This is a genomic window from Lysobacter sp. SCRH-1R (assembly GCF_057747855.1).
Map to the genome: position 1 here is coordinate 2,226,850 of NZ_CM173227.1, position 17,258 is coordinate 2,244,107.

Annotated in this window: 19 protein-coding genes; 4 read left to right on the top strand and 15 right to left on the bottom strand. The window is 67.8% G+C overall.

Annotated elements, in window-relative coordinates; all coding sequences use genetic code 11:
* Positions 1-29: 29 nt before the first annotated feature.
* From AC3ANK_RS10010 to AC3ANK_RS10075, 14 genes are all read right to left on the bottom strand, one after another.
* Positions 30-506: a YbhB/YbcL family Raf kinase inhibitor-like protein gene (locus tag AC3ANK_RS10010; protein ID WP_206860668.1), complete on the bottom strand. Its 477-nt coding sequence runs from the start codon at positions 504-506 to the stop codon at positions 30-32.
* Between the two features lie 80 nt (positions 507-586).
* Positions 587-1,198: an HD domain-containing protein gene (locus tag AC3ANK_RS10015; protein WP_484171061.1), complete on the bottom strand. Its 612-nt coding sequence runs from the start codon at positions 1,196-1,198 to the stop codon at positions 587-589.
* Positions 1,199-1,291: 93 nt separating this feature from the next.
* On the bottom strand, positions 1,292-1,861 hold the full coding sequence (locus AC3ANK_RS10020) for an NADPH-dependent FMN reductase (protein WP_206860670.1): 570 nt from the start codon (positions 1,859-1,861) through the stop codon (positions 1,292-1,294).
* Positions 1,862-1,932: 71 nt separating this feature from the next.
* Entirely contained in the window at positions 1,933-2,274 is a 342-nt protein-coding gene (locus AC3ANK_RS10025) for a zinc ribbon domain-containing protein YjdM (RefSeq protein ID WP_484171062.1), read from the bottom strand.
* Between the two features lie 67 nt (positions 2,275-2,341).
* Entirely contained in the window at positions 2,342-2,713 is a 372-nt protein-coding gene (locus AC3ANK_RS10030) for a DUF1622 domain-containing protein (protein WP_484171063.1), read from the bottom strand.
* A 38-nt stretch (positions 2,714-2,751) separates the two neighbouring features.
* On the bottom strand, positions 2,752-3,678 hold the full coding sequence (locus tag AC3ANK_RS10035) for a formylglycine-generating enzyme family protein (protein WP_206860673.1): 927 nt from the start codon (positions 3,676-3,678) through the stop codon (positions 2,752-2,754).
* Positions 3,675-4,613 carry an HAD family hydrolase gene (locus AC3ANK_RS10040; RefSeq protein WP_484171064.1) on the bottom strand — a complete coding sequence of 313 codons (939 nt, stop codon included), beginning with the start codon at positions 4,611-4,613 and terminating at the stop codon, positions 3,675-3,677. Before AC3ANK_RS10040 ends, AC3ANK_RS10035 begins: the two co-directional genes overlap by 4 nt.
* 18 nt (positions 4,614-4,631) lie before the next feature.
* The gene (locus AC3ANK_RS10045; RefSeq protein ID WP_484171065.1) at positions 4,632-6,137 is read right to left on the bottom strand and encodes an arylsulfatase; all 1,506 of its coding nucleotides are present in this window, start codon (positions 6,135-6,137) and stop codon (positions 4,632-4,634) included.
* A 242-nt stretch (positions 6,138-6,379) separates the two neighbouring features.
* The gene (locus AC3ANK_RS10050) at positions 6,380-7,006 is read right to left on the bottom strand and encodes a YidH family protein (RefSeq protein ID WP_242525101.1); all 627 of its coding nucleotides are present in this window, start codon (positions 7,004-7,006) and stop codon (positions 6,380-6,382) included.
* Between the two features lie 12 nt (positions 7,007-7,018).
* Positions 7,019-7,417: a hypothetical protein gene (locus AC3ANK_RS10055; RefSeq protein WP_320415159.1), complete on the bottom strand. Its 399-nt coding sequence runs from the start codon at positions 7,415-7,417 to the stop codon at positions 7,019-7,021.
* 301 nt (positions 7,418-7,718) lie between these two features.
* The gene (locus tag AC3ANK_RS10060; protein WP_484171066.1) at positions 7,719-9,119 is read right to left on the bottom strand and encodes a hypothetical protein; all 1,401 of its coding nucleotides are present in this window, start codon (positions 9,117-9,119) and stop codon (positions 7,719-7,721) included.
* Between the two features lie 143 nt (positions 9,120-9,262).
* Positions 9,263-9,718, bottom strand: coding sequence for an azurin (gene azu / locus AC3ANK_RS10065; RefSeq protein WP_206860678.1), 456 nt, complete (start codon positions 9,716-9,718; stop codon positions 9,263-9,265).
* 75 nt (positions 9,719-9,793) lie between these two features.
* On the bottom strand, positions 9,794-10,573 hold the full coding sequence (locus AC3ANK_RS10070; RefSeq protein WP_484171067.1) for a DNA alkylation repair protein: 780 nt from the start codon (positions 10,571-10,573) through the stop codon (positions 9,794-9,796).
* A 13-nt stretch (positions 10,574-10,586) separates the two neighbouring features.
* Complete coding sequence (locus AC3ANK_RS10075; RefSeq protein ID WP_206860680.1) at positions 10,587-11,072, bottom strand: hypothetical protein; 486 nt, start codon at positions 11,070-11,072, stop codon at positions 10,587-10,589.
* 148 nt (positions 11,073-11,220) lie between these two features.
* Between AC3ANK_RS10075 and AC3ANK_RS10080 the strand changes: the two genes are divergently transcribed.
* The 3 genes from AC3ANK_RS10080 to AC3ANK_RS10090 all read left to right on the top strand — a co-directional run bounded on the left by AC3ANK_RS10080 (position 11,221) and on the right by AC3ANK_RS10090 (position 15,622).
* Positions 11,221-11,637 (top strand): BlaI/MecI/CopY family transcriptional regulator, encoded by a 417-nt coding sequence (locus AC3ANK_RS10080; RefSeq protein WP_484171068.1) that lies wholly within the window; start codon positions 11,221-11,223, stop codon positions 11,635-11,637.
* Positions 11,630-13,522, top strand: coding sequence for a M56 family metallopeptidase (locus AC3ANK_RS10085; RefSeq protein WP_484171069.1), 1,893 nt, complete (start codon positions 11,630-11,632; stop codon positions 13,520-13,522). Before AC3ANK_RS10080 ends, AC3ANK_RS10085 begins: the two co-directional genes overlap by 8 nt.
* A 429-nt stretch (positions 13,523-13,951) precedes the next feature.
* The gene (locus tag AC3ANK_RS10090) at positions 13,952-15,622 is read left to right on the top strand and encodes an FAD-dependent oxidoreductase (RefSeq protein ID WP_484171070.1); all 1,671 of its coding nucleotides are present in this window, start codon (positions 13,952-13,954) and stop codon (positions 15,620-15,622) included.
* Positions 15,623-15,705: 83 nt separating this feature from the next.
* Here AC3ANK_RS10090 and AC3ANK_RS10095 read toward each other — a convergent pair whose 3' ends face one another.
* Positions 15,706-15,972 (bottom strand): DksA/TraR family C4-type zinc finger protein, encoded by a 267-nt coding sequence (locus AC3ANK_RS10095; protein WP_206860684.1) that lies wholly within the window; start codon positions 15,970-15,972, stop codon positions 15,706-15,708.
* 154 nt (positions 15,973-16,126) lie between these two features.
* Here AC3ANK_RS10095 and AC3ANK_RS10100 point away from each other — a divergent pair, with 154 nt between their 5' ends.
* Positions 16,127-17,188 carry a tetratricopeptide repeat protein gene (locus tag AC3ANK_RS10100; RefSeq protein WP_484171071.1) on the top strand — a complete coding sequence of 354 codons (1,062 nt, stop codon included), beginning with the start codon at positions 16,127-16,129 and terminating at the stop codon, positions 17,186-17,188.
* The last annotated feature ends 70 nt before the right edge of the window (positions 17,189-17,258 follow it).

Below are 17,258 nucleotides of genomic sequence, written 5' to 3' on the forward strand. Positions count from 1 at the left end.
GACGACACGGCCCGCAAGCACCGGCCCGGTCACTCGCCCTTCTGGTACGTACCGATCATCGACGTCTCGGCAAGCACGTGTCCTTCCATCGCCTCGCGCAGGCGCAGCTTGTCGACGTCGCCGAGGTCCGGCAGTTCGACGTCCAGCGCGTACAGCCGGAAGAAATAGCGGTGCCGCCCGATCGGCGGACACGGACCGCCGTAACCCGCGCGCTGCCAGCCGTTCTGGCCGGCTTTCGTTCCATATGGCAGGCGGTCGCTCGCGATCGCCTCGCCGACGCCGGTCGAGTCGGCCGGCAGGTTGTACAGCACCCAATGCACGAACACGCGCTTGGGCGCGGCCGGGTCGGGCGCGTCCGGGTCCTCCACGATCAGCGCCAGGCTGCGCGTGCCCTCGGGTGCGCCGGACCAGCGCAGTTCGGGCGAGATGTCCTGCCCTTCGCAGGTGAATCGCGTGGGGATCTTCCCTTCGTGGTCGAAGGCCGGGGAACTGATCTGGAAGGCCATGGCGGGCTCCTGATCCGACGGGAACGTGGGACAGGCCCCGGATTCTAGGCACGTCGCGATTGCGCGCCCGTGACGGGCCTTCAGCGTTTGGACGTCACCGCGCGGCGCAGGTTGTTGCGCGCCTGCGCGTCGAGCCGCTGGTGGAAGAACGGTGAGAGATAGATCCGCTCGCGTCCCAGCAGCGACTTCAGGAAACGCTTGCGGTTGATGCGGAACAGCCAGCCCGGCACGACGGCACGGTATTCGGCGGCGATGCCCCGGTCGTAGGCGTCGAACACCGGCGCTTCCGCACCGAGGATCGCCATGTCGCAGTCCAGGAACAGCGCCGCTTCCTCGTCGACGTCGTTGGGCTCGAGCACGCCGTGCCGCGCGGTGAGTTCGATGAGTTCCGTCACGCGGGGCACGTCGATGCCGCGATCGGGCATCCAGCGGGCCACGTGTTCGGCGGCCAGCTGCGCCGAACGCGTTTCGTTGTCCTTGCGCCCCGCTTCGTAGATCGCGTCGTGGTAGAGCACCGCCAGCGCGACCTCGTTCGGCTGCGTCCATCCGGGCCCGTGCGCGGCTTCGACGTAGCGGCGCAGCACTTCGCGCACGTGTTCGAAGTTGTGGTACGCGCGCGGCGGCGTGGCGTAGGCGGCCTCGAGCGCGCTGCGCTGTTCGTCGGGAAGATCGAAAGGGAGCGTCAGGGTCATGGGCGGCGTGGCGGAAGCGTCGCGGCATTGTCGCGCGACCGCGACGCGGCGTCCCGCGCGATCCCTCATCCCCGGGAATCCACGCTCCCGGGGTCAAGGCGCGCGCATCGCATCCACGTGCAACCGGATCCACTGCGCCCACTTGTCCACCCACCCCTGCAGGAACTTCCGGCTGCCTTCCGACGCGACATTCCCCGCCTCGTCGAAGAAGCCTTCCTTGACGTGGATGAACGCCTCCGGTTGCCCCATCGTCGGCACGTCCAGGTACGCCAGCATGTTGCGCAGGTGCTGCTGCGACAGCGCGGTGCCCACCGCGCCGATCGACGCGCCGATCACGCCGGCCGGCTTGCCCTGCCACGCGCTGTCGCCGTACGGCCGCGAGGCATGGTCGATCGCGTTCTTCAGCACGCCCGGCACCGAGCGGTTGTATTCGGGCGTGACGAACAGCAGGCCGTCGGCGTCGCGGATCTCCTGCTTGAGCCGCTTCACCGGCGCGGCCTGGTGGCCGTCGTCGTCCTGGTTGTACAGCGGCAGGTCGTCGATGCGGCACTCGTGGAAGGCGAACGAGGACGGCGCCATCTTCTGCAGCGCGTTCGCGAGCTGGCGGTTGATCGATTCGCGGCGCAGGCTGCCGACGAGAAACGCGATGCGGTACTGGCTCATGGGACGCTCCCGGCTGCGGAAGCGCCCACTGTCGCGCCGGCCGCGCAAACGCGCGGTGATGGCGCGGCCGGTCAGGCCTTGCGCAGGAAGATCGTCTTCAGCACCAGGCCCTTGATCTTCTCCGAGTTGCCTTCGATGTGCTCGGCATCGTCCTCGACCAGGCGGATGTTGCGGATCACCGTGCCCTGCTTGAGCGGGATCGAGGAACCCTTCACCTTCAGGTCCTTGATCACCACCACCGTGTCGCCGTTGGCCAGCACGTTGCCGTTGCTGTCGCGCACGACGACGCCCGAGGCTTCATCGCCACCGCCTTCGACCGGCCATTCGAAGCCGCAGTCGGCGCAGACGAAATTCGTGCCATCCACGTAGGTGTTGGCCAGGGTGCATTGCGGACAGGCGGGCGACGTGGGCATGGAAGGCTCCTGCGTGGGGGTGCGCAGTGTACGCGACAGGGGCGGCGCTCCGGCGCGGCGACGCGCGTCAAGGCGCAGGTTTCCCGGGTTCGCCGCCCTGTTCCAGCGCCCGGATCTCGGCCACGTCGCGCTCCAGGAAATAGTTGAGGAAGGTGCGGATCACCGCGACCGCGGCGAGCCGCCCGATGCCATCCCAGTCGGGCGTGATCGAGGATTCGACGATGTCGGCCGCCAGCTGGAACGTGAGCCCGGCCACCAGCCAGTGCGAGTAGCGCATCCACAGGTGGCGGCGCTCCTGACGGTGCATCTCGTGCTGCGACACCAGCAGCACGAGGCCGTCCTTCAGCGCGATCAGCGTGCCAACGACGATCACCGCCAGCGCGACGAAATCGATCGCCAGGATGACCGGTTCGGATATGGCGATCAGCCAGTACTCCATGCGCCCTCCTGCCGCCGGTCGCGGCGGTTCCGGTCAGCTCAGCCGCGCACCACCAGGCGGAAGCCGACGTGGCACGTCGAGGTGTCCACCGGTTGCGCCATGCGCGCGGCGGGACGGTAGCGGCGGCAGTAGTTCGGCGCGCACAGGTGCGAGCCGCCCTTGGTCACGCGACGCGGCACGCGTGCCGGATCGCGCGGGTCCAGGCTCGCCTCGCGTTCGCCGCCGCGCGGGTTCTCGCGCGTGCAGCAGGCGTGCTGCTGGACGCGGCCGTGGTCCTGGTACCAGTCGGAGGTCCATTCCCACACGTTCCCGATCATGTCGTACAGGCCGTAGCCGTTGGGATCGAACGAACCCACCGGCGCGGTCCAGGCATAGCCGTCCTCGGGCCGCAGTTCCCACGGGAACTCGCCCTGCCAGGTGTTGGCCATGTGCCGGCCGCCGGGGACCAGCTCGTCGCCCCAGGCGAACTCGCTGCCCTCGCGTCCACCCTTCGCCGCGAACTCCCATTCCGCCTCGGTCGGCAGTTCCTTGCCGATCCACTGCGCGTACGCGAGCGCGTCGGCGTAGGCGACGTGCACGACGGGATGGTCCTCCAGTCCCGCGAGCGAACTCTCCGGCCCGCGCGGATGCCGCCAGTCGGCGCCGGGAATGTACTGCCACCAGTGGAAATGGTTGCCCAGGTCCACGCGCCCCGGCGGCGGCACGAACACCACCGACGCCGGCGCCAGCATCGTGGGGTCCGCATCCGGATAGTCCGCCGGATCCGCCGGCCGCTCCGCCTGCGTGACGTGCCCGGTGGCCTCGACGAAACGCGCGAAATCGCGATTGGTCACCGCGTGGCGATCGATCCAGAAGCCGTCCACCCGCACCTTGTGCGCCGGCCGCTCTTCCGGATAGTGGTGGTCCGATCCCATCGTGAACGCACCGCCATCGATGCGGACCATGTTGTCGTACGTCGTGCTCAAACGCCGCCTCCCGTTGCGGGCGCATCGCCGTCGTCGGCGAACACGCGGTTCCAGTCGCGCTGCATGCTGACCACGCCGATGCCCAGTTCCGCCGCGCGGTCCAGGCCTTCGCGCAACGCGCTGAGCCTGAAATCGCGGTCGTAGGCGAACTCGCGCGTCGCGTCGTCGTGGTGCAGGTACCACGCCATGCGCGGTCCATCGCCGCCGAGCGTATACCGGATCATCGCCAGGTCGCCATCGGAATTGCCGAACGCGAACACCGGCCGACGGCCGATGTGCAGCGCGATATTGACGACTTTCTCGTCCCTGTCGTCGAAGCTGCCCAGTTCTGGCAGTTTCCGCAGCACCATGCCGCCACCGGACTCCTCCAGTTTCATCTTCGTGCTGGAGCCGACGACCTGCTCGGGCGGAATGCCGTAAAGCTGCTCGGCCACCACGCGCACGAACTCCACGCCGCCGCCGGTGACGATGTACGTCTTGAAGCCGTTCGCGCGCAGATGGTCCAGCAGTTCGCGCTGCGGCGTGTAGGCGTTGCGCAGGAACGGTCGCCGCAGCTTGGGATGCTCGGCCTGGCGCAGCCATCGCCACGCATTGGCGTGGAACTCCTCCACCGTCATCCCCGCATGCGTGGCGAACGCCGGCTCGAAGACGTCCTTCTTCGGCAACGACATCAACGTCTTCACGTCGCCGTCGACCATCGCCTTGAACGCGGGCTTCCGCAGCAGCGACGGATCCTGTTTCGTGAGCCGTTTCACCTCGGCCAGCGCGAAGAACACCTGCACCTGCAGCGGGTACTCGCACCACAGCGTGCCGTCGTTGTCGAAGACCGCGATCCGCTCTTCCTTCGCGACGAAGTCCGGCCCGCATTGCGCGCACACGCGCGCAACGAAGTCGAGGATCCCCGACTTCGCCGCGCCGTCGTTCCAGGAGGGCAACGGCTCCACGCGGATGCCTCAGCCGGACTTGCTGTTGAGCTCGCCCATCTTCTGCTCGGCCTGGCTGAGATCGAACGCACCTGGCGCCTGCGCCGGCGGGAATTCCTTGAACGTCGACAGGAACTGCGCCGCCGCGGCCTGCGCCCCGTAGATCCAGAACGCGTTGTGCAGCATCCAGTCCCAGTACACGTTGGACGTGATGTCGGCGCGCTCGTACGGATCCATGCGCAGGTTGAAGATCTTGGGCACGCGCAGCGGCGTGAACGGCTCGGCCCAGACCTGCAACGTGCCCTGGCAGCGCTGTTCCATGAAGACCATCTTCCAGTTCATCCAGCGTATGCCGAGCACGTCGCCGTCGTCGCTGAAGTAGAAGAACCACTTGCGGGGCGACTTGTTTTCCTCGCCCGTCAGGTATGGAAGCAGGTTGTAGCCGTCGATGTGGTTCTTGTACTTGCGCCCGTTGACGGTGGCGCCTTTCTTCAGTCGGTCGACGCAATCGCTGTCGCCGGCTGCGGCGAGCAGTGTCGGCAGCCAGTCATGGTGCTGAATGATCTCGTTGCTCACCACGCCGGCCGGGATGCGGCCGGGCCAGCGGATCAGCTCCGGAATGCGGAACGCGCCTTCCCAGTTGGTGTTCTTCTCGCTGCGGAACGGCGTCATGCCCGCATCCGGCCAGCTGTTCATGTGAGGGCCGTTGTCCGTGGAGTAGATGACGATGGTGTCCTCGGCCAGGCCCAGTTCATCGAGCAGGTCGAGCATCTGCCCGACGTTCCTGTCGTGGTCGATCATCGTGTCGTGGTACGGCGACTGGTGTTCGCCGGCCTGCCCCAGGCTTTCGGGCTTGGTGTGCGTGATGAAATGCATGTGCGTGGTGTTGAGCCACACGAAGAACGGCTTGCCCGCCTTGTCCTGACGGCGGATGAAATCGCTCGCGGCCTCCACGAACTCGTCGTCGCAGGTTTCCATGCGCTTCACGTTGAGCGGGCCGGTGTCCTCGATCTTCTGCTTGCCGACGCGTCCCCAGCGCGGATGCGTGGTCGTATCGTCCTTGTCCGTCGCCCAGCTGTGGATCACGCCGCGCGGGCCGAACTGCTCGCGGTACCGCGGGTCCTTCGGATAGCCGTACATCTCCGGCTCTTCTTCCGCATTGAGGTGGTAGAGGTTGCCGAAGAACTCATCGAAGCCGTGCACCGTAGGCAGATGCTTGTTCAGATCGCCCAGGTGGTTTTTGCCGAACTGGCCGGTGGCGTAGCCGCGATCCTTCAGCAGCGACGCGATGGTGACGATGGAGTCGGTCATGCCCTGCGGCGCGCCGGGAATGCCTACCTTCGACAGGCCGGTGCGATGCACGCTCTGGCCGGTGATGAAGGAGGAACGGCCGGCGGTGCAGCTCTGCTCGCCGTACGAATCGGTGAAGCGCATGCCTTCGTTGGCGATACGGTCGATGTTGGGCGTCTGGTAACCCATGAGTCCGTGCGTGTAGCAACTCAGGTTGGCGATTCCGATGTCGTCACCCCAGATCACCAGAATGTTCGGCCTTTCTCCCCCGCCCTTGCGCGAGGGTGTTGCTCTCTTCTGCGGTGCTCTCCCGCTCGCGGCGCCTTTGTCGGACCGCTGCGACGGCGGTGCGGATTTGGCCACCTTGGCCGGACGGGCGGCCTTCTTCGCCTGTGCCATGACGCGTCTCCTTGCCTTGCCTGGGGGAATACCTGCGGGGTGATCCTGCGAAAGCTTCCGCAACGGCGGGTTTCAATCGCGCGCGAGCGTCAGCCGCGCGCCACGTCGAACACCATGCTGACGATCGCGAACACGCCGATCATCAGCAGGATGATCGCGGTGAGCAGCGTGTACGACAGCGGATAGCCGCTCTCGCCATGCACCAGCCCCGCCTCGACCATGGCCTTGCGCGTGGCGCGCAGTCCGCGCATGAAGCTGACGTGATAGACGATGCCGGCGATCAGCAGCACGACGCCGAGCGCGACCAGCGCCATGCCGAAGTTGCTCGGCGCGGCCATGTTCATGCGCAGCATCCCGGCGTCGCGCGCCTTGGTGAACACCTGGAAGATCGTGAAGCCGAAGCCGATCAGCGACAGCGCCGTTCGGATCACCGACATCAGCGTGCGCTCGGCGCTCATGCGCGTGCGCTGGAACGACATGCCGGTGCGCCGCATCGACATCTCGGTGCGGTTGGTGGACAGGTCGGTGCGGTATTCGGAAAGCGAGGTGCGATGTTCCGAAAGCCCCGTGCGGTGCGTCGACAGCTTCGTGCGGTGCTGCGAAAGCTCGACGGATGCGATGTCCGAATCCAGCAGGCCGACGTCGGGAATCGGCGGCAATGGCGCTTCCGGGAGCCGGTCGGGCCGCACGGGCGCTTCGTGGGTTTCCGGGCTCATGCGCGTCTCCAGTCAGGTCGCGCGATGCGCACGCGCGAGCCACCAGCGCACCAGCCGGTTGATCGGCCCGCGCAGCAGCAGGTAGGGAAGGAAGCACAAGGCGACGATGACGTTGATCGCCTCGAGCACGTGGAAGGTGCCGAGCACCCTGTACTGGTAGATGATTTCCATCACCAGGCCCAGCAGCAGGATGCGTGCGGTGGCCTTCACGCCCTCGTGGATCGACGCGCGACGCGCGGACGGATCGTTGACGATGTTCCAGAAGTACGGCGGGCGTCCGCTCTTCGCATCCTTGACGCCGTCGCGCAGCGCCATCAGCAACGCCATGGACGGTTGCAGGAAGAAGCGGAACGACATCGGGCCCTGCGTGCGGCCGATCAGGTCGTCGTAGAAACGCACCAGGTCGTTCACGAGCCCTTCCAAAACCCGCTCCTCCTGCATGCTTGCATCGGAACAGCCGGGAAAACACTATCCGCATCGACTCCGCACGTGCGGAATGCGCGGGGAGCACTTCCACACCGGCGCATCGCGCACCGGATCGCTCCCGCGGGTCGTCGGCCGCCACGCGGGACAACGCCCGGTGGCGTACCGGATGATCGTGTCCACCGGGTGAAAAGGTCGTGACGAGCGCATCAACGCGTGCGACGCGCGGCGAGAAGACACGGCGCCGCCCGTCACGGCGCCGCGGCTGTTCCCGGCGTCCGGCGTGCGCTCAGAGCACGCGCAGGAACGCCACCAGGTCTTCCTTCTCCTGTTTCTCCAGCTTCGTCTGCAACACGATGTTGAAGAATTCCACGCTGTCCTCCAGCGTGAGCAGGCGACCGTCGTGCAGGTACGGCGGCGAGTCCTTGATGCCGCGCAGCGGGAAGGTCTTGATCGGCCCGTCCGCGCTGGCGAAGCGCCCGTTGATCATCTGCGGCCGGAAGAAGCGTTCCACCTGCAGGTTATGCATGGTGTTGTCGGTGTAGTACGGCGGCGAATGGCAGGACGAACACTGCGCCTTGCCGAAGAACAGCGCCTCGCCGCGCTTCTCCTGGTCGGTCGCCTTCGCCGGATCGAGCCTGCCGAAGATGTCGAGCTTCGGCGCCGGCGGGAAATCCAGCAACGCCTGGAACTCGCCCATCGCGTGCACCTGGTGGCCGCGATCGAGGATGTTGATGCCCTTCTTCGTCGCGATCACCGGATCGCCGTCGAAGTACGCGGCGCGCTGCTCGAACTCGGTGAAATCCTCGACCGACTTCAACGCACGCTGCGAACCGAACAGCCGCTGGATGTTCACGCCACGCAGCTTCGGCGTGTCGATGCGATGACGGAACTGCTGCGGCCGGATGTCGCCCACCAGGTGCGTGGCCGCCGAGGTGTGGCCGTTGCTGTGGCAATCCAGGCACGCCACGCCGCGACTGGGCAACGCGGAGCGGCGGTCCTCGGTCTGGTTGAACTGTTGCTGCGGGAACAGGGTGACCAGCAGGCGCAGTCCTTCCAGCTGTTTCGGATTGAGGATGCCGTTGAACAGTTCGAAGTAGTTGTTGATGTTGACGACCTTGCCCTTCGACACGTCGCCCAGGTCCGGCCGCGTGGTGAGGAAGATCGGCGCGGGGAATTCCGGCACGAAGTGGTCGGGGAGATCGAAGTCGAGATCGAACCGCGTCAGGTCGCGCTGCTCCAGCCGCTTGAGTTCGTCGATCTGGAACTGCGGGAACAGCATGCCGCCTTCGGGATGGTTCGGATGCGGCAACGGCAGGAAGCCGATCGGGAACGCATTGCGTTCGCGGATCTGCTCCGGCGTCATGGTCCCCAGTTCCTCCCATGTGACGCCGGAAGGCAACCGTGCGCGCACGCCGCCCTGCACGGGTTTTCCGCGCGTCATCGTCAATCCCGCGACGGGGCGGTTCGACAGGTCGTACCGCTGTTCGAGCAGACTTCTGTGTCGCTGCATCACGCCGCGCTTGGCGCCTTCCATCCGCGACTTGATGGCCTGGAAGGTTTCGGTGATCACCACCGGCATGTAGCTGCTCGGTGGCGGATCGGCCGCGAGCGCCAGGCCGGAAAGGCCCAACGCCGTAACGCACACCACCCACAACGATTTCAGCCTGGGTTGCCTGGGCTGCCTCATGGTCATTCTCCTTTGACTGGGATGACGGCTGCAGGACGCACATGCGCGCCCCGCCGCGAGGCTAGTCGGGCATTCGCCCGAGATGAAATCGTTTGATTGGATGTATTCGATAGTCCCCGGCTATTCGCGTGAACGCGAACGCATTACTTCACGACGATGAGCTTCCCGCGCATCAGCGTCGCGTGTCCGGGGAACGTGCAATAGAACGCGTAGTCCCCGCCGGGCTTCAGGCGCGAACCGGCGAACGTCGCCTTCGTGCTCTGGCCGCCGCCGATCAGTGGGGTCGCTGCGATCACCCGCGAGTCGTTCTTCGCCACGTAGTTGGCACTCGCGCCCGCCTTCAGGCCATCGCGTGCGATGGCGTCGTACAGCACCGTCTGCGATACGACGACGTTGTGGCCCATCGCGGTCACCGGCAGCTTGCCGACATGGGCGAGTTCGATGGTGATCGTCGGGCACGACGCCGAGACCGTCGCGGTCTTGATGTCGTACTTCATCGCGTCGTCCGAGTTGATCTTCACCGTGCAGTTGCCTGCGGCGAATGCGTGGGACGTCAGGCCGGCCAGCGCGAGGCCGGCCAGCAGCAGTGCGGTTTTCATGGGAACCCCTGGAATGCGCAGGATTGCGTCGCCGCCAAGTCTAGGAAGCACGTGCGCGCGCGCCCTTGATCCGGATCAATCCGCGCTGCTGCGGATTCGCTTCGGCGCCTTCTTCGCTGGCGTACGCTTCGTCCCGTGCGCCTTGGGCCCGCGCTTGGCGAACTCGCGCAAGGCATCCTTGCCGATCCATCGCGCGCCGGCGTGTTCCGCCGCGGCAAGGCGTTTCGCCAGTGCGACGGCTGCGGCACGCCACGACTCGCGCATGCCGATCGCACGCAAGGCCCAGTTCACGCCCTTCTTCACGAAGTTGCGATCGTCGAAGGCCTCGCGTTCGATCAGCGCCAGACCTTGCGCATACAAGGCTTCGTCTTCGAGCCGGTCGTGCAGCGCGAGCGTGGCGAGCAGCGCGAAGGCGGCGCGCTTCTGGAATTCGCCCTTCCGCGACGACCACTGCTCGACCTTGCGCCACGCATGCGGCGTGCGATCGAACAACGCGAAGCACAGCGTGTCGCACACGGCCCAGTTGTCGAAATCGCGGCACCAGCGGTCCATCTGCTGCGCGGTGACGCGCCCGGGCTCCTCGACATGGGCGGCGAGCATGCGTGCCTCGTAGACATCGGTGTCCCATAGCGCGGCGGCGAGGCCGTGATCGCGACCCAACTGCTTCGCCAACGACTGGATGTCCTTCATCGGCACGCCGAACGCGCGGTCGGCCGGAATCGCGAAACGCGCCATGCCGTCGCGATGCTGCGCGGAGGCATGCTCGCGCAGCCACGCGAGCGCGTGTTCCGTGCGCGCCTGCGGCGACAGGTCGCTGCCGGCGGGCTTCGTGCGTCTGCGCGCGGCCGTCGCCACGGACGTGGTCCGCTCAGCCGCGCCGCAGCGCCATCCGCGCGAACACCACGCAGATCACGCCGAACAGCATGTGCGCGAGGATGCTGTAGGAGATCCAGTCCGGATGCGCGAACGACGGCGAACGCCCCACGCGCGAAAGCGGCATCACGACGAAGTTCATGACCACATAGAGCACCACGCCGTACAGCAGGCCGAGCACGACCGGCCGCGCCAGCAGCGACGGATGCCGGCGCGCGACGAGCGTGTAGATCGCGACGAAGGCGATCGCCATCAGCACGTGCAGCACCGCGCCGAGCGCAGCCGACTGCATGCCGCCGGCGTAACTCGCCTGCCCCAGCACGCCCACGGCGATGGTCTGGAAGACGCGCTTTAAACCTTCCGCGTCCCACGAGAACCAGAGCGTCGTGGCGAAGATGAAGTCGCCCAGGGCGACCAGCAGTCCGCCGATCACGACGGAAATCCAGAGGATGCGCGGTGCGTGCGGACGGACGGAGGACATCGCGATGCTCCCGGTGGCGCCTGGCGCGGCCGGCACATCGTAGTGGCGGGACGGGTCCGTCGCCCATGACTTTCGTCATAGACAAAATGGTCTAGACAAACCGTTCTAGTTGGATCAGCATGCCGCCACGCACCCATCGAACGACGCCATGACCCGCAGGACCGCCAAACCGCCCAAGCCCACCGCCGCCGAGCTCGACCTGCTCCGCGTGATCTGGCGCCTGGGCCCGTCGACGGTGAAGGACGTGCACCAGGCGCGGCTCGCCGAACGCCCGGACGTCACCTACGCGACCGTCCTGCGGATCCTGCAGGTCATGCACGGCAAGGGCCTGCTCACGCGCGACGAGAGCCAGCGCTCGCACGTCTACGCCGCCGCGCACGCGCAGGACGCGCTGCAGACCAACCTGTTGCGCGAGCTGATCCAGAAGGCGTTCTCCGGCTCCGGCAAGGCGCTGGTGATGGCCGCGTTGAACGAGCACGTCACCGAGCGCGAACGCGAGGAAATCCGCCAGGTGCTGAAGAGCGACGGCTTGACGGACGATGACAGGGAGCATCGCGATGAATGATCTTCTGATCGAAGCGGTCCCGGTGCTGGGCCGCGCCCTGCTCCACTTTCTCTGGCAGGGCGCGCTGATCGGGTTGCTCGCCGCGTTCGCGTTGCATCTGTTGCGCGATGCCCGGCCGCAGGCGCGATACGCGGTGGCGTGCTTCGCGTTGCTGCTGTGCGCGCTGGTGCCGGCGATTTCCGTCGCGGTCGCGCTGGTGCAGGCGTCGGGCGCGGCGGACGTCGCGATCCCGACCGCGATCTTCGTGCGCGGCAGCGGCCTTGCGGCGATCGTCCCCGGCGTGGCACCCGACTGGACTTCGCGCATCGACGCGGCGCTTCCTGAGATCGTGCTGGCGTGGGCGGCGGGCGCCGGCGCGTTGTCGCTGCGCATGGGCCTGGGGCTGGTGTGGATCGAACGCCTGCGCGCCATGCCGCAGGGGCCGGCGCAGCGCGAATGGCAGGCGCGGCTCGATGCGCTCGCGCAGCGTTTCGGCCTGCGGCGCATGGTCGCGTTGCGCCTGGTCGAGTCGCTCGCCTCGCCGGTATCGGCGGGCTGGTGGCGGCCGGTCGTGCTGCTGCCGGCGGGACTGGTCACGCGCATGCCGGCGGAGCTGATCGAAGCATTGCTCGCGCACGAGCTGGCGCACATCCGTCGCCACGATTACCTCGTCAACCTGTTGCAGAACCTCGTCGAGGCGCTGCTGTTCTACCACCCCGTGACGTGGTGGCTGTCGCGCCGCATCCGCGACGAACGCGAACACATCGCCGACCGCCTCGCCGCCGAGGCCACCGGGCAGCCACGCCGCCTCGCGCTCGCGCTGTCCGAACTGGCGGAGTGGTCGTGCGGCCACGCCGCCGCCCCGTCCACGCCCACCCTCGCGCAAGCCGCCCATGGAGGCCATCTGATGTCCCGCATCGAACAACTCGTCCGTCCCGGTACGCGCCCCGTGCGCGGCGGCGTCGCGCTGCCGCTGGTCGGCATGGCGATCGCCTGCGTCGCGTTCTACGCGCACGCCCACATCGGCCAGGACGCGAAGCCCGCACCGGCGGCCATCGCGCAGGCCAGGGCCGACGCGGCCAGCCGCGCGACGCCCGCCGCGAACGTGCATGCCACGCCGGCCACTGCGCCATCGCCGGCCGCGAAGCGTTCCGTGCGCGTCGCGCGTGGCGACGACGATGCCTACGCGCTGATCAGCAAGGATCGCGACGGCATCCGCCTGTCCGGTTCCACCGACGACCTGCCCGAGATCGAACGCGCCCGCCGCAGCCTGGCGAACCAGGACTTCGTGTGGTTCCGTCGTGGCGGCCAGGCGTACGTCGTGTCCGATGCCGACACCATGGCGAAGGTGCGCGATGCATGGCGCGACAGCGATCGCATCGGCGAACAGATGCGGGTGCTCGGCGACCAGATGGAAGCGCACGGCCGCAGGATGGAAGCGCTTGGCGCGCAGATGGAGCAGTTGTCGGAGAAGGCCGAGGACCACGCGGAGATCGATGCGTCGTCGCGGCGCATGGAGCGGCTGGCCGATCAGCAGAGCGCGCTGGCGGAACGGCAGGCGGAGATCGCCGGAAAGCTCGCGGGCGTCGACGGCGAGGACCGCGCGCGGCTTCAGGCCACCATCGACGATCTGGCGCGGCAGATGGACGAACTCGGCCGGCAGATGGACGAGCAGGGGCGCGTGATCGAACGGCAGTCCGCGAGCCTTGCGGCGAACACCGCGCCGATGGAAGCGCTGGGCCGCCAGATGGACGAGGCGAGCAAGCCGATGGATGCGCTTGGCCGGCAGATGGATGCGCTCGGCAAGGAACAGGAGAAGATCATCGGCGAAGCCGAACGCAAGACGCATGCGTTGCTGGACAGTGCGGTCAAGCGGGGGTTGGCGCGGCCGTTGTCGGCGCTGTGAGGCGGTCGGGTTGATGGTTTGAGGATGAACCCTCTCCCTCCGGGAGAGGGGTTGGGGTGAGGGTCGGGACATGCGGTGCATCGATGCGGCCGATGCCTTGCTTCGATGCTTCCGCGCTGTGCACGTCACCCCTCCCCTGCAAGCAGTAGCGGGAGTACCAGCGCAGGCGACCCGCGCGGCAACGCCGCTTTGCACCGCCTTCGAGTAACACTTCGTCGCCACCCATGGCGAAACGCGACCGCCTCCGCATCGCCCTGCCCGGCCCTCCATGGCCGTGCTTTCGGCAGGCCACGCGCGGCAGTGCCGCGTAAGCGGCCTGCCTCAACCTTCCCACCTGTCCCCTTTCCGCCCTTGCCTGCGTTCACTCGGAACGGTGGCCCGGCGTGCGCACGCACGACCGGTGCATGAACGTTTCAAGGGGCAGCGCATTTGATCTTCGATTACAGAAAGGCGTCGGCGCCGGCGGACATCGAGGCGGACATCTGCATCGTCGGTGCCGGTGCGGCCGGGCTGGCGATCGCCTGGGCGTTCCTCGACACGCAAGCGACGGTGTGCGTGGTCGAGAGCGGTGGCCTCACCGCCGACGAGCGCTACCAGGCGCTGCTGGAAGGCCACTCGGTCGGCGAGCCGCCGTTCGATCCGGGCGCCTCGCGGCTGCGCGCGTTCGGGGGCACCTGCAATTACTGGGGACGCGGCTGCATTCCGCTGGCGAACCTCGCGCCGCGCGACTGGGTGCCGCACAGCGGCTGGCCGATCGGGTTCGCCGATCTCGAACCGCATTACCGCAAGGCGCGCACCTTCTGCGGTCTCGAACAGCACGACTTCGGCGAGGACACCTTCCTCACTCCGTCCTCGCGGCAACCGCTGGAATTCGAAGGCGATGCGCTGGTGCACAAGACCTTCGCCTCCAGCCCGATGATCTTCGGGCACGCATACCACGACGTGTTCGAGCGCGCGCGCAACATCACCGTGCTGCTGCACGCGAACCTGATCGAACTGGACGCGGTGGAATCGGCGCAGGCGGTGCGGCAGGCGCGCATCGGCACGCTCGATGGCCGCCAGGGCACGGTGCGTGCGCGGCATTACGTGCTCGCGTGCGGCGGCATCGAGAACGCGCGGCTGCTGCTGTCGTCGAATTCGACCGCCGCGGAGGGCCTGGGCAACGCGCACGACCTGGTCGGCCGTTATTTCATGGACCATCCCAGCGGCAAGCTCGGCACGTTGTTCAGTCCGGACCCGCGCGTGCTCATGCGTCCGTACGACCGCAACGTGCCCAAGGGCCGGCCGCAGGCGCATCCGGAAATCTGCCTGTCGGACGAAGCGCAGCGCCGGCATCGCATCCTCAGCGGGCGCGTACGGCCGTTCGCGTTCGAGGAACCGGTCCCCGAAGGACTGCAGGCGCTGCGCGACCTGCGCGCGGCGATCCGTGCGCGTCGGCGGCACGAGAACTGGGCCATCAAGGCGCGCGTGTGCGGTCGCCGCAACGGCGAGCCGGATTACATCGCCAACGCCATGCCGCCGGCGGAGGACCTGCGTGCGCTGACGCTGCGGGCCGGGCTCAATGCCGCCGATATCGCCAAGGCCATGGGCCGCAAGCTCACGCGCAAGCCCGCCGTGCGCACCGAACGCGTGGACCTCATCGGCTATTTCGAACAGGTGCCCAACCACGACAGCCGCATCACCCTGGGCGGGGAACGCGACGCGCTCGGGCTGCGCAAGGTGAGCGTCGACTGGCGCCTGACCGAACTCGACCGGCACACCTACCGCACCGCGGCGACGCTGTTCGGCGAGCAGCTCGCGCGCGCGTGCAACGGGCGCTTCCAGCCCGAATCATGGATCGGGGAAAACGGCGGCGTGCCGCAGGTGTTCGGCACCTCGCACCACATGGGCACCACGCGCATGGCGGACGACGCGCGCGAAGGCGTGGTCGATCGCCACTGCCAGGTGCACGGCGTGGACAATCTGCACATCGCCGGAAGCTCGGTGTTCCCCACCGGCAGCTGGGCGTTCCCGACGTTCACGATCATCGCGCTGAGCCTGCGCCTTGCGGAGCAGCTGCGCGCGCGACTGGAGCAGGCGACGCCGTTGCTGGGCATCTGAGCGCCAGGAACGAGTCTGGAGGAACCAGAAACGAGCAGAGGCCGGCGCTGGTTCCCCGTTCCTCTCCGCTCGCTCCCGCGTCGTCACCGCAACTGCGAATCCTTGCTCCCGCGCCGGTTGTATCCGCTGAAACCGGCCTCCTCGCGATCGAGGGCTTCCTGGCACGCGATGCACAGGCGCACGCCGGGCACCGCGTCGCGGCGGGCCTGCGGGATCTCGACGCCGCACTCCTCGCAATGCGTCAGTCCCGGGCCCTGCGGGAGCTTGCTGCGCGCGCGCTTGATGGCGTCCTTCACGGTCGCGTCGATCTGGTCCTGGACCGCGCCGTCGCCTGCCCAACCGGTGGCCATGTCGTTCTCCTGCGTGATTGCGTGACTCCGTCCGAAGCATAGCGCCGGCGGGCTGAACTTCCCGCGCACGGCGTCCACGCGCGCTTGCGGTGCGCGGGACTACACTCCGCGCAGCCCCTGGCGCGGCCCGCGGGACCGCACGGAGCGTTCGTCGATGCGCGGCACGCTCGCCGCCGTGGTTTTCGCGCTGGCCTGGCAGGCCGCGGGCGCGTTCGCCCAGCCGGTGTCCACGGGCGAAGTCATGGCGATGCCCACGGCACTACGCGAGCGGCTGCATCGCGAAGTGCTGTACGACGACCCCACACCGCACGAGCGCCTGGAACGCCTCGGCGTCTTCATGTTCGCGTCCGAAGGCCTGGGCATGACCTACGTGGAAACGGCGAACCTCACCGTGGCGCAGGCGTACGAGGCGCGCACGGCGAACTGCCTCACCTTCACCCTGCTCTTCCTCGCGCTGGCCAAGGAAGCGGGGCTGGAAGCGACGCCGCAGGAAATCGAACAGATCCTCGGTTTCCGCCAGGCCGACGGCACGCTGTACCTGAGCAACCACGTCAACGCCAGCGTGCGCGTGGGCTCGCGGCGCTACACGGTGGACGTGGCCGGCGACCAGATCATCCAGCGCGATCGCCCGAAGCCGATCACCACCACGCGCCTCATCGCGCATTACTACAACAACCTCGCGGTCGAACGCCTCGCCGCCGGCGATTACCCCGCGGCGTCGTCGCTGCTGGACATCGCGATCGGTCTCGATCCCGCCTACGCCGGCTACTGGAGCAATGCCGGCGTCGTGCACACGCGCGGCGGCGATCCGGAAACCGGCCGGAACGACTATCGCCAGGCGCTGGCGCTCGACCCGGACAACACCAACGCGCTATTCAACCTGGCCGGGCTCGCCGCGCGCACGGGCGATCGCGCGCTGGAGGCCGAATACCGCAAGCGCCTGGCGAAGCTCGAACGCAACGATCCCTTCCACGCCTTCGTGCAGGCGCTGACCGCCGAGAACGCCGGCGACCTGGCGCGCGCGACGCGCTTCTACCGCCGCGCGGTGGACCTGCGACCGCAGGAGCACCGCTTCCATTCCGCGCTCGCCAACGCCTACCTCAAGGCCGGCAAGACCGGGCTGGCGATCCGCTCGCTCGCCCGCGCGCAGGCACTCAGCAACGGCGACACCCACGCGGCCTACAGCGAGCGCCTGGATGCCCTGCGCGCCCGCTGATGCGCGACGCGTCCCCTTTTTCCCGCGCATCGCGTTGTTTCCCGGGAGACGAGACGATCGGAAGGGGAAC